This is a genomic window from Flavobacterium sp. 103, assembly GCF_003096795.1.
In the GTDB taxonomy this organism is placed as follows: domain Bacteria; phylum Bacteroidota; class Bacteroidia; order Flavobacteriales; family Flavobacteriaceae; genus Flavobacterium.
On the sequence record NZ_QENX01000001.1, the window covers coordinates 1 to 13,331 of the forward strand.

Genomic DNA, 13,331 nt, shown 5'->3' on the forward strand with positions numbered 1-13,331 from the left:
TTTCATCACTTCAATTGGACCAAAAAAATTGGTTTCAAAATTATTTTTGATTTCCTCCATCGGAATTTCTTCCAAAGGACCAGTAATACCAACTCCTGCATTATTAATCACAACATCCAACCTTCCAGAAGTAGCAATAATTTTGGCAACAGCCGAATGGATGGAATCTGCATTTCTTACATCCAAAGCAATCAAAGGAAAAATTGAATTAAGCACACGTTCTGGATTTCTACTAGTTCCATACACCACAAATCCTTTATGATGCAAAAATTCCCCAATAGATTTGCCTATTCCCGAAGATCCTCCTGTAATTAAGACTACTTTATTCATTAACTATAAATTATGGTTAGGGTAAAAATAAAAAAATCCTCCCGAAGGAAGACTACTTTTGTATAATTCTTGAAAAGAATATGAAATAAAAAAAATGGCAAGCGATCTACATCGCACCGCTCAACCACGTACCCTTGCTATGTTCCCATCCTGGGGGAGTCTGCAGGAGCTGGTCGTGTAGGACTTGCCGGTGCAAATATACAATCTTTTTATATTTTTGCAAGGGCTTTGCCTCTTAAAATTATCGTTGTATATTGGCTTTTTAAAATTTCAAAACTATGAAAAACTATAACTTCCTATTTATCATTTTCTTAGGAATCATTTTATCCAATTGTGGAAACACAAAAAATGGTGAAAATTCTATATTTACCTTTGATAATTCCAATTATAAGGCACATTATATCTCTGATGATGCTATTTCGTTGGGTATTTTAAACCCAAATTCTAAAGAAATTGACAGTATTGTCTATTTTGTAAACGATAAAAAAGTAGGTTTCAAAAAAGGAAATGAGAAACTAAACTTCAACTTGAAAGATCAAAAACTGGGTTACCAAAATCTTAAAGCTTTAGTTTATTTTGGAGGTGAAAACTCTGCGGCTACAGCAAGAATTGAATTGGTTTCTAATGTAACTCCGAAATTATTAAATTATAAAATCGTAAATACTTATCCTCACGACACCGCTTCATTTACCGAAGGTTTCGAATTTCACAATGACACACTATGCGAAAGTACCGGACAAAAAGGGACATCCTATTTTAGAAAATACGATTACAAAACCGGTAAAGTTTACAAGCAAATTGATTTAGATTCAATGTACTTTGGGGAAGGAATAACCTTTATAAACGGTAAATTATACCAATTGACCTGGCAAGAAAAAACGGGTTTTATATATGATGCCAAAACATTTAAACTGGAAAAAACTTTTACTTTTGAGAAAGACATTGAAGGTTGGGGAATGACTAATGATGGTACCTATATATATCAAACTGATGGAACGGAAAAAATTTGGAAAATGGATCCAAAAACCCAAAAGATGATGGACCATATAAATGTATATTCTGGAGAATCCAAAATTAAAGCCATCAATGAACTGGAATGGATCAATGGTAAAATTTACACCAATGTTTGGCAAAAAGATGCTATTGCTGTAGTAAATCCAAACACAGGTGCAGTAGAAGGAATTTTGAATATGTCAGGTTTACGTAAATTTTTGAAAGTTACACCTGATGATGTATTAAATGGAATTGCCTACAATCCTAAAACAAAAACCATTTTTGTAACTGGTAAAAATTGGAATAAAATGTTTGAAATAACAGTTTCTGAATAAATTTAAATGACAACATTAATAGTTAATATTAAAGAACTGCTTCAAGTCCGCGAAAATTCCATTTCAAAAGTATCTGGAACTGAGATGGCTATTTTGCCAACAATTAAAAATGCTTTTTTACTTATCGAAGACGACTTAATTGCTGATTTTGGGTCTATGGACGATTTTCCTGAAATTAATGCCGATACCACTATTGACGCAACAGGAAAAACAATCCTTCCATCTTGGTGTGATAGCCATACCCACATCGTGTACGCCGGTAATCGCGAACAAGAATTCGTGGATCGCATAAATGGAATGACCTATGAAGAAATTGCCAATCGAGGTGGCGGAATCTTAAATTCGGCAAAAAAACTTAACGAAACCTCAGAAGAAGAAATTTATATCCAATCAAAAGCACGTCTTGAAGAAGTAATGCATTTGGGAACCGGTGCAGTCGAAATCAAATCGGGTTACGGTCTCACCGTTAAAGGAGAACTCAAAATGCTGCGTGTAATTCAACAATTATCACAAAACTATCCGATAACCGTAAAAGCGACTTTTCTTGGTGCTCACGCCTTCCCTACTGCTTTTAAAGACAATAAAAAAGGTTATATAGATTGCATTATTAACGAAATGCTTCCTGAAATTGCCAAAAAAAAATTGGCCGATTTTATTGATGTCTTTTGCGAAACAGGCTACTTTTCAGTCGAAGAGACCGAACAAATTATGGAAGCGGGAATTCAATTTGGCTTAAAGCCAAAAATTCATGTGAACCAATTCAATTCTATTGGCGGAATTCAAGCTGGTGTAAAACACAATGCCCTTTCGGTAGATCACCTTGAAATAATGAAACCAGAAGACATAGAAACCTTAAAAAACACAGAAACAATGCCGGTAGCTTTGCCTTCTTGTTCCTATTTTTTAAGTATTCCTTACACCCCAGCACGCGAAATTATTGCTGCTGGACTTCCTTTGGCTCTTGCTACTGATTATAATCCCGGCTCTACCCCATCGGGAAATATGAATTTTGTTGTTTCCACAGCTTGTATCAAAATGAAAATGACTCCCGAAGAAGCCATAAATGCTGCAACCTTAAATGGTGCTTATGCCATGGGAATTTCCAAAACCCACGGAAGTATTACCAAAGGCAAGAAAGCCAATTTAATCATCACAAAAGCAATACCTTCCTACTATCAATTGCCATATGCTTTTGGTAGTAATCTAATTGATAAAGTAATGCTCAATGGTAAAATTATTGAATAATAATTTTTAGCTTTTTAAAATATAAGTCAAAAAAGAAGGGCGAAATTCAAATTGAATTTCGCCCTTCTTTTTCAAAAAAACATGCTTATTATCTTAAAGAGAAATTAGTTGAAGAAACCAATTGATCCTTATCGAAAACATTTACGGAATACAATCCTTTAGCAAAATCTTTTCCAGCTAAATCCTGAGATACCTGAACAGTTTTGTTTTCATATTTAACGCTAGAAACAAAACTATATGACAAAGTTTTATCTCCAAAAGTAACCGTTTTAGCATCTCCTAAAACATTATTTTTACTATCAATAACTTGTACATAATAATCTTTATCACCTGATTTTGCTATAGAATTTTCAGCGATAGTGAAGCTGATTTTAAGAACATCTGCTCTACTTGCTTTATCTGTTGCGATTTCTTTACCCGAACTTTTTAATTTATAAGCTGCAGTTTGCAAATTCAAAACTGATAATTTAGATCCTTTATCAACTGTTTTTGCTAATTCTTCATTTTGCCCAACTAAAACTTCATTAAATTTTTGTGCTTGACCCAAAACAACAACTGTACTATCACGTTGATTAGTCAAAGTCACGTTTTGTTTTTTCAATCCATCATTTTCTTTCATCAATTCACTCATGTGAGCTTGCATAGTACGAACTTGGTTTTTGTATTTTGACAAATCACCATTAGATTTTTTAAGTTCATCCATCAAATTAACGACTTTGTCCCTTTCTTGAATTAATTCCTCAGACATCGAGGTATTTTCTGCAATAGCGGCATCATAAGTCGCTTTTAGATCTTGTAAATCTTTCATAACCGATTCTTTTTCAGAACCAACTTTTACAACTTCGGTATGAACAGCTTCAACTTCAGAAGACATTTTAAAAATATAAACTAAACTCCCTACTAATAAAATAGCTAAAACTGCTATAACAGCTTTTAGACTTGAATTGTTTTTTTGATTTTCCATGTTAAAATATAATTGTTTTTTACAAATTTAATAATATATATAACGCAACTTAACACAATTATATTATTTTTGAAAAATATATTTTTTATGGAAAAACTTATTACACTCAGTATTAACGACCTAGCCAAAATCACCAATCATCGAAGTGGTGAAATTAAATTTGGTGAAAAAATACTTACAATTCCAAAGAACACTGACCCTATAGACTTTATAAAATCAAGTGAAGCCAAATTTGTCTTATTTGGAATTCCGGAAGACATTGGTGTTAGAGCTAATTATGGAAGACCTGGAGCGGCATCAGCATGGGAAAGTGCCATCAAAAGTATAGCCAATATACAACATAATCGTTTTTCAAAAGGCAACCAAATTATTGCTTTAGGTCAGCTGAATGTAAAACAAGAAATGAAAGAAGTCGAAAATCTAGATTTCAATGATATCGATGATCGTTCTAAATTAAGTCAATTGGTCGAAAAAATTGACAAAGAAGTTTCCCATATAATTTGCAAAATAATACAGTGTGGTAAAATCCCGATAGTTATTGGTGGCGGACACAACAATGCATACGGAAATATCAAAGGAGCAGCACTTGCCAAAGGAAAAGCCATAAATGCTGTCAATTTTGATGCCCACTCCGATTTTAGAATTTTGGAAGGGCGCCATAGCGGAAATGGTTTTTCGTATGCCTTTGAAGAAGGATTCTTAAAAAAATATTTCATTTTTGGACTACATGAAAATTATACTTCCAAAAGTGTTTTGGATATAATAAAAAAGATCGAAGATAGAGTTCGATACAATACTTATGATAGCGTTAACATCCGAAAAGAAAAAAACTTTGATCAAGAAATGTTAACAGCCCTTGATTTTATCAAAAATGACCCATTTGGAATTGAAATAGATTTGGATGCCATTCCTAATATTGCTAGCAGTGCAATGACTTTGAGCGGCTTTTCAATTGAAGAACTTCGTCAATTTGTTTCTTTTTTCGGAAAAAATAGGAATGCAACTTATTTACATATTTGTGAAGGAGCCCCAGACTTAGGTGAAGACAAAAACAATCATTTAATTGGGAAACTGATAGGTTATTTAGTAACCGATTTTATGAAAGCACAAAATTCCATTGCCCTATAAATTTTACAAAAGCATTGCTGGAATTCAAAATTAATAGTCAACAAAAATAATAACACTATCTTTGCACACTTATCTATGTACTTATTACAAGATATTTAATACAAAAAATATGTTATTCGAAGATTTATCACTTTCAAAAAGTATACAAAGAGCCGTATTTGAAGAAGGCTATACAGAAGCAACACCCATACAAGAGCAATCTATTCCAATCGTTTTGGCAGGAAGAGATTTGGTAGGTTGTGCACAAACTGGAACAGGAAAAACAGCGGCTTTTGCAATACCAATTATACATCAACTACATCGAATCGTAGGGTCATCAAAAAAAGCCAAAGTAATTCGTGCACTTATAGTTACTCCTACAAGGGAATTAGCAGTTCAAATTGGACAAAGTTTTGATACCTATGGTAAATATACCAACTTGACACAATTGACACTCTTTGGAGGTGTTTCACAAAATCCGCAAGTAGACGCTTTAAAAAATGGTGTTGACATAGTAATTGCCACACCAGGACGTTTATTAGACTTACACAAGCAAGGTTTTATCGATTTAGACCATTTACATACACTTGTACTTGATGAAGCCGATCAAATGCTTGATATGGGTTTTGTTAATGATGTAAAAAAAATTGTAAAGCTTACGCCAAAAAACAGACAAACTCTTTTCTTTTCAGCAACGATGCCTATAGCTATCAGAGAATTGGCAGAAATGTTTCTTACAGACCCAGAAACAGTGACCGTCTCTCCTGTTTCATCAACAGCAGAAAATGTTGAACAACGTGTTTATTTTGTTGAAAAAACAGAAAAAAGAAACTTATTATACCATTTGATAAAAAATGAAAATTTATCAGATGTCCTTGTTTTCTCAAGAACAAAACATGGAGCTGATAACGTGGTAAAAGCATTGAGAAAAAAAGACATTCCCGCCGAAGCCATACACGGTGACAAATCCCAAAATGCAAGACAACGTGTTCTAGATGCTTTTAAGAATAAAGAAGTCGGAGTTCTTGTGGCTACTGATATTGCTGCTCGTGGAATTGACATTGACCAATTGCCTTTTGTCATCAATTTTGATTTACCCAATATTCCGGAAACTTACGTTCACCGTATTGGAAGAACGGGTCGTGCCGGAAATGGAGGAATTGCAATCTCTTTTTGCAGCAAAGATGAAAAAGATTACTGGAAAGACATCCAAAAATTAATTAAAGTAGATGTTCACACTATAAATGACCATCCCTATCCTTGGCATTCTGGAAGTCCTACAGAATCTCCAAATGCTCAGAAAAACTCAAACCGAAGCGGTGGCGCACATAAATCGAGAAAATCAACAACATCAAAACAAAATAAAAAGCGCTGGTACTAAGCTTTTTTATTAGATTCAAGAATTGTAAAAAAACACATTTTAACAGAGCGTTAAAATGTGTTTTTTTTTGTTAACTAAATATCAAAATAAAAACATAAAAAAAGGTATTAGTATCAAACAACGCTTTTTGTTTTTAAAATAAGACAATTAATAATTTTAAATAACTGAACTACTTCAAAAGGTTTTACAATAATATCGTTTATTCCAGCCATAATTGCTTCATCCGTAATTTCGTTTTTATCAAAGGCTGTCAAGGCTATTATTGGAGTTTCGATACCTTTTTGTCTTATTCTTCTTGAAGTTTCAAATCCATTCATCAAAGGCATGTTAATATCCATTAAAATAATATCAAATTCTTCGGTTTCCAAAATTTCCAAAGCCTTAAAGCCATCTTCTACTACCACACACGAGTAATTGTTCTTCTCTATGGTTCTCTTGGTAATCAATTGATTGATAGGATTATCTTCAACAACCAACACTTTAAATACTTGACTAGAAGTCATATCTACCTGAATATTATTTATGATATCAATAGTTTTGTCTGCATTAAATTCAAAATTGATAAGAAAACTAAATGCTGTCCCTTTTCCTAATTCACTTTCAACAACAATTTCGCTACCAAAAAGTTCTAATAATCTTTTAACTATTGGCAAACCTAAACCAGTCCCCTGATAATCTAATTCCTTTCTTCCTACTTGAACAAATTTATCAAATATTTTTTGTTGGTCTAAAGAGGCGATACCAATACCATTGTCTTTAATTTTAATCTCTATAGAATGTGTTTTGTCTCGTATTTCAACTTGTTTGGCAATTATATTTACTTCTCCATTTTTAGTAAATTTCAAGGCATTGCTAACTAAATTCATAAGAATTTGGGCGAATCTCAATTTATCTCCTATTAGACTTTCCGGAATTAATGGATCGACATCTATATATACTTTATTGTTGTTTTTTTTAGCAATAAAAGACAATGAATTTTTTATCATATAAAATTCATCTGTCAAATTGAAAGTCAAACTATCCAATACAATCTTATTTTCTTCAATTTTATTGATCTGTAAAATATCATTAACCAAAGACAATAAATAACGTGCTGAAAATTTTAAGGAGTTTAAATGTGGACTTGAAGCAAGCTCTTTATGCTCTTCCAGTAATAAATCAGTAATACCAACAACCCCATACAATGGCGTTCGCAATTCATGGCTTATTGTAGAAACAAATTGTGTTTTTAGAATAGATGATTCTTCTGCTTTTTTATTTGCTATAATCAATTCTTCATTGGCAATCATCAAATCGGCATTTGATTTTAATCTAAACTTATTATTTTTAATCAATGAGTTCAGGAAAAGCAACAAAACAAAAATTGCGATTATAAAAAGTAACACAATGATTCTTGATTTTTTCAAACTTTGAAATTGTAAATCCTTTTCATTTTCAATTTTATCAATGGTCCTTCTGTATTCATCCAATTCAAAGTTAATTCCTTCTACATTTGCCTTTTCTAACTTTTCTTCGGCATAAATTTCATCATTGAGTTTAGTGTAAATATCTAGATTTTCATATGCTCTTTTATAATCCTTTCGTTTCAATAAAAATTTAGAATACTCCAAATGAGAAAATGACAAATCCGATTTTTCATTTAGTTTTTTTCCAAGCCGAATGGCCTCTTTAAAATAAAAATCAGCTTTTGTATCTTCATTTTTAAAATTCCAATACATGCCGTTAAGCATTTTTAATACAACAATAATTGAATTATTATTGTGCCTTTTATAATAGGCATTAATCATTTTCAAATTCCCTTCACCCTCTTGAAACTTACCGATATCAAAAAAAGCCCAAGCAATATTGAGATTAGTAAAAGCCATTTGAGAAGAATCGGGTATTTTTTTACTGTATTCTAGTGCCTTTCTATAATAAACCACCCCTTTTTCGTATTTCTTTTTTTCAAAGCAATACATATTTCCAAGATTATTATTAATCCTTTGTTTTATAGTGTCATTTTGAGTAAGATTGGCATAAATCAAGGCTTTGTTGTAGTAAAAAATAGCCTTGTCAAATTCAACTAAATCATTATAATTAGCTGCAACATTATTATAATTTTTGGCAATAAGAACATTGTCATGTATAGCTACAGCTTTGCGCAAAGCCAACCTTGAAATCAACAAAGATTTTTCAAAATTACCGGATTCGCGTAGCTCAGTAGCTTGATTTGTTAATTTATCAATTACTTTTTTGGTTGGTAATTGCGTTTGGCCAAATGCAGTACCTAAAAAACTAAACCACAAAATAATTAATAAAACTATTCTTATTCGGGGCATAAATAGCAGTTATTTCTTCAAATATACGTCATAATCTATAGATATATCACATTTTAATTCAGAAAATTTTAGAAATATAACACTAAGTTTGATAAATAAAAAAGCAGTTACATTTGAGTTGTAACTGCTTTTTTTCAAAAAATCATATATTTATATTTTTAATATTTAAATCAAATATTAAAGACTTAAAATTCTATTTTAACTATTTTGTTTTCTTTCTTTTTCATCTTCCCATTTTCCAACTACCGAAGTTGCCAAAGCATTACCTAAAACGTTCGTGGCACTTCTAAACATATCACAAAAATGATCTATCGGCAATATTAACGCAATACCCTCAATTGGTATTTTAAACATTCCACAAGTAGCAGCAACAACTACCAAACTTGCTCTAGGAACTCCAGCAATCCCTTTACTGGTAAGCATAAGGACAAAAAGCATTGTGAACTGAGTAGGATAATCCAAATGTACTCCATAAGCTTGCGCAATAAAAATTGCCGCAAATGTCATATACATCATACTCCCGTCCAGATTAAACGAATAACCCAATGGTAACATAAAAGATACTATTTTGTCTTTTACGCCAAATCGTTCCAATTCTTCTGTAAGTTTTGGAAAAACAGCCTCAGAACTAGTTGTACTAAAAGCTATAACCAATGGACTCACGATATGTTTCAACAATACTTTTATTCTTTTTCCCAGAAAAAGTACCCCTACAAAAATTAATACTATCCAAAGCGTGCCAATACCAATTAAAAATGAACCGAAGAATTTGAAATAAGTAATTGCTAATTCCTGAAAATCGCGAACAGCAAATACTCCTGCAATAGCACCAAAAACTCCAATCGGAGCAAATTTCATTACAAAATTTACCATTTTTAAAACAATATGTGAAGTTCTATCCAAAAAATCGGTCACTGGTTTTGCATGATCTCCAACTGATGCAGCTGCCAATCCGAAAAATATAGAAAATACTACAATCTGCAAAATTTCATTGGTAGCCATTGCTTCAAAAAGGCTTTTGGGTACAATATGCTCAATAAAATTTTCAAAAGACAAACTTTGAGTTTTTGCCGTAACATCTGTAGCCGAAGCTAAATCGACATTAGACAAATTTAAACCAACACCCGGTTGCAATAAATTCACATACAACATTCCAATTAATAATGAAATAAATGAAGCTGTAAAGAACCAGGCTAAGGCTTTTCCCCCAATTCTACCAACCGTTTTTATATCCCCTAATTTGGCTATTCCCACTACTAAAGTTGTAAAAACTAATGGTGCAATAATCATTTGTACCAATCTAATAAAAATAGTAGCTAACATTTTTATTTTATTGCTGAATTCTTGTGCACTTTCTACTGCAATAGAGTTGTGAATAATAACACCTAAAACAGCTCCTAAGAACATCGCGGTTAAAATTTGGCCAGTAAGACCTTTAAAGAAAGATGGTTTTTTGGTTGTAATTGTAGTCATTTAATTAATTTCAAGGTTAAATCTCAATATTTAGCTCGTCAAAATACTAAGTATGCTTTGCAATTATAAATATGTTTTATTTAAAAGATAAAAATCAGCAAGAATAATCGCAGCCATAGCTTCTACAATGGGAACTGCACGAGGAACAACACAAGGATCGTGACGACCTTTTCCTGTCATTTCGGTTATATTTCCTTTATTGTCTAGTGATTCCTGTTTTTGCATTATAGTTGCTACCGGTTTGAAAGCCACACGGAAATAAACATCCATTCCATTGCTTATGCCACCTTGAATTCCTCCAGAAAGATTCGTTCTGGTAGTTCCATCAGGATTATACAAATCGTTATGTTCGCTACCTTTCATTTTAGAACCTTCAAAACCACTTCCAAATTCAAAACCTTTTACCGCATTGATAGAAAGCATTGCCTTTCCAAGTTCAGCATGTAATTTATCAAAAACAGGCTCTCCAAGACCAACAGGCACATTTTGAATTACACAAGTAACCACACCTCCTACTGTATCACCCTCTTTACGAATTTGTTTAATATAATCTTCCATTGTTGCAGCCATAGCTTCATCCGGACAACGTACTGGATTACTTTCTATTTTAGAAAAATCCAATTCTTGGTAAGGTGTATCCAAAGAAAGAGGACCTACTGCCGAAACGTAAGCATTTATTTTAATATTGGAAAGCATTTGTTTAGCAATAGCTCCCGCTACTACTCTACTGGCCGTTTCGCGGGCAGAACTGCGTCCTCCCCCTCGATAATCACGAACTCCATACTTTTTTTCATACACATAATCGGCATGACTGGGTCTGTAGTTATCTTTTATGTGGGAATAATCATCCGATTTTTGATTGGTATTCGGAATAATAAAACCAATAGGCGTTCCAGTAGTTTTTCCTTCAAAAATTCCTGATAAAAATTGGACATCATCTGGTTCTTTTCTTTGGGTAACTATCGCCGATTGACCTGGTTTTCTTCGTGACATTTCAAATTGAATTGCCTCCAAATCCAGTTGAATTCCGGAAGGACAACCATCAATAATTCCTCCTAATGCTTCACCATGCGATTCTCCAAAAGTAGTTATTCTATATAGTGTGCCGTAGCTATTTCCTGCCATTGTATAAAAATTTTACGCAAATGTAAGTTTTATGAATTAAACTAAAAATTATAAATTAGTAATATTTCACAATAATTCTATACAATATCCATATAAATCAACTTGTTTTTCAGAGTAAACAAAATGTAAACTCTTAAAATGTAATTTATCTTGGATGTATAAACTTTGCCGGCTTATTTTCAATTTAAAAGAAAAATGAATTTTGATTATTTCGAAACAAATCATAAATACCTGATTTAAAAATAACTAAACACAACCTTTATTATTTTTTGTATTTTTATAGAAAGTATGCTTATTAACTCCAAAAAATAAATAGACAAATGAAAAAAAGCTACTACTTGTTATATCTGCTAATAGGTCTAGCATTTTCTAGCCAAGCGCAAGACACTATTCCAAAACAAGATAACATTTCAAAAAATGCAATAGGATTGCGATTTGGAAATAATCATGGTTTAGGAGTTGAAATCTCGTATCAAAAGAAACTATCTGTAAAAAATCGATTGGAACTTGATTTGGGTTTTACTAATGATAATAATACCGATGCCATAAAACTATCCGGAATCTATCAGTGGTATTGGAATATTGAAAAGGAATTGGACTGGTTTACCGGCTTCGGAGGAGGATTAGGTTCCTGGAATACCAATGATAATTACAATAATGGATATGGAAGTGACAATGGAATTTTTGCCGTAATCAATGGAGATATTGGCATTGAGTACCACTTCAAAGAAATTCCTGTTCAAATTGCCATAGACTTAAGACCGGAATTAGTTTTTAACAATTACCAGAAAAATGATTTTGGAATCAATGCAGGTTTGGCAATGCGATATAAATTTTAAAAAAATCCATCTTTATATCAAAAAAAGATGGATCTTTTTTAAACTACTTGTATTTATTGATGGCTTTGAGATACAAAGCTTCATAAATAGGGAGAATGTTTTTAATATCAAATTTTTCGGCTACATGTAAGGCATTCGTTTTAAATTCAGCAAGAACACCGTCTTCTTTTAATATTTTTAGAGCATTTTGAGCCATTTCATTAATCTCTCCCACATCGCTTAAATAACCGGAAACACCATCCATATTCACCTCAGGCAAACCACCCGAATTACTTGATATCACAGGAACTCCACAGGCCATTGCTTCGAGTGCTGCCAATCCAAAACTTTCTGTTTCTGATGGTAAAAGAAATAAATCCGTAAGACCTAAAATTCTGTCTATTTCGTTACTATTTCCGAAAAAAATCACTTTATCCTGAATACCAAATTTTCGACACAACTTTTCAGCCTTTTCTTTTTCTGGACCATCCCCAACCATCATTAATTTGGCAGGAATCTCTTTTTGAATTTTATAAAATATTTTAATGATATCCGGAATTCGCTTTACTTTTCTAAAATTACTTATATGAGTAATTATCCGTTCATTCGGATTGGCCATAACAGAACGTCGACAAGGAACTGTTGGATCATAATTATTTTTGTCCAATTCAATGAAATTCGGAATTACCTGAATTTCATTTTTTATATTGAATAGTTTCAACGTATCGTCTTTTAAACTTTGTGAAACCGAAGTCACATAATCCGATTTATTGATGCTAAAAGTTACTGCCGGCTTATAAAAAGGATGATTCCCAACCAAAGTAATATCAGTCCCGTGAAGTGTGGTTACCATCGGAATATCAATCCCTTCATCTTTCAACATTTGCTTGGCCATATACCCAGCATAAGCGTGAGGAATCGCATAATGCACATGTAAAACTTCAATTTTATACAATTTAACCATATCAACCAATTTACTGGATAGAGCCAATTCATAAGGCTGAAAATGAAATAAAGGATATTCTGGAACGATTACTTCGTGGTAGTGAACATTGGGATTTAACAATGCTAAACGCACTGGTTGACTATAGGTTATAAAATGAATTTCGTGACCTCGCCTAGCTAATTCTAGACCTAATTCTGTAGCAACTACGCCACTTCCCCCAAATGTTGGATAACAAACAATTGCTATTTTCATGTATGATTTTTAATTGGAACGAAATTAAGGAGATTAGGTCTCTT

At 32.5% G+C, this 13,331-nt stretch carries 11 protein-coding genes and 1 other RNA gene; 5 read left to right on the plus strand and 7 right to left on the minus strand.

All coding sequences use genetic code 11. From position 1 onward, the window contains the following. Together C8C85_RS00005 and ffs are read right to left on the minus strand one after the other, a co-directional pair. Positions 1-330: SDR family NAD(P)-dependent oxidoreductase (locus C8C85_RS00005; RefSeq protein ID WP_116795228.1), on the minus strand; the 330-nt coding region annotated here is incomplete at its 3' end. A 92-nt stretch (positions 331-422) separates the two neighbouring features. Then, positions 423-520, minus strand: an RNA gene (gene ffs / locus C8C85_RS00010) — signal recognition particle sRNA small type. A gap of 88 nt (positions 521-608) precedes the next feature. Here ffs and C8C85_RS00015 point away from each other — a divergent pair. Next, the gene (locus C8C85_RS00015; RefSeq protein ID WP_116795229.1) at positions 609-1,658 is read left to right on the plus strand and encodes a glutaminyl-peptide cyclotransferase; all 1,050 of its coding nucleotides are present in this window, start codon (positions 609-611) and stop codon (positions 1,656-1,658) included. A gap of 6 nt (positions 1,659-1,664) precedes the next feature. Continuing rightward, positions 1,665-2,903 (plus strand): imidazolonepropionase, encoded by a 1,239-nt coding sequence (gene hutI, locus C8C85_RS00020; protein WP_116795230.1) that lies wholly within the window; start codon positions 1,665-1,667, stop codon positions 2,901-2,903. A gap of 88 nt (positions 2,904-2,991) precedes the next feature. Here the strand turns inward: hutI and C8C85_RS00025 are convergent, their stop codons facing one another. Then, on the minus strand, positions 2,992-3,867 hold the full coding sequence (locus C8C85_RS00025; protein WP_116795231.1) for a hypothetical protein: 876 nt from the start codon (positions 3,865-3,867) through the stop codon (positions 2,992-2,994). A gap of 87 nt (positions 3,868-3,954) precedes the next feature. Here C8C85_RS00025 and C8C85_RS00030 point away from each other — a divergent pair, with 87 nt between their 5' ends. Continuing rightward, the gene (locus C8C85_RS00030) at positions 3,955-4,995 is read left to right on the plus strand and encodes a formimidoylglutamase (protein ID WP_116795232.1); all 1,041 of its coding nucleotides are present in this window, start codon (positions 3,955-3,957) and stop codon (positions 4,993-4,995) included. 109 nt (positions 4,996-5,104) lie between these two features. Next, positions 5,105-6,355: a DEAD/DEAH box helicase gene (locus C8C85_RS00035; protein WP_116795233.1), complete on the plus strand. Its 1,251-nt coding sequence runs from the start codon at positions 5,105-5,107 to the stop codon at positions 6,353-6,355. A 113-nt stretch (positions 6,356-6,468) separates the two neighbouring features. Here C8C85_RS00035 and C8C85_RS00040 read toward each other — a convergent pair whose 3' ends face one another. From C8C85_RS00040 to aroC, 3 genes are all read right to left on the minus strand, one after another. Then, complete coding sequence (locus C8C85_RS00040) at positions 6,469-8,673, minus strand: response regulator (protein WP_116795234.1); 2,205 nt, start codon at positions 8,671-8,673, stop codon at positions 6,469-6,471. Positions 8,674-8,871: 198 nt separating this feature from the next. Continuing rightward, on the minus strand, positions 8,872-10,146 hold the full coding sequence (locus C8C85_RS00045; RefSeq protein ID WP_116795235.1) for a dicarboxylate/amino acid:cation symporter: 1,275 nt from the start codon (positions 10,144-10,146) through the stop codon (positions 8,872-8,874). Between the two features lie 63 nt (positions 10,147-10,209). Continuing rightward, the gene (gene aroC / locus C8C85_RS00050; protein WP_116795236.1) at positions 10,210-11,271 is read right to left on the minus strand and encodes a chorismate synthase; all 1,062 of its coding nucleotides are present in this window, start codon (positions 11,269-11,271) and stop codon (positions 10,210-10,212) included. Positions 11,272-11,591: 320 nt separating this feature from the next. On the opposite strand from aroC, the gene C8C85_RS00055 reads away from it, so the two are divergent. Continuing rightward, positions 11,592-12,110 (plus strand): hypothetical protein, encoded by a 519-nt coding sequence (locus tag C8C85_RS00055; RefSeq protein ID WP_116795237.1) that lies wholly within the window; start codon positions 11,592-11,594, stop codon positions 12,108-12,110. Between the two features lie 43 nt (positions 12,111-12,153). On the opposite strand, the gene bshA is transcribed toward C8C85_RS00055, so the two are convergent. Continuing rightward, complete coding sequence (gene bshA, locus C8C85_RS00060; protein WP_116795238.1) at positions 12,154-13,287, minus strand: N-acetyl-alpha-D-glucosaminyl L-malate synthase BshA; 1,134 nt, start codon at positions 13,285-13,287, stop codon at positions 12,154-12,156. Between the last annotated feature and the right edge of the window lie 44 nt (positions 13,288-13,331).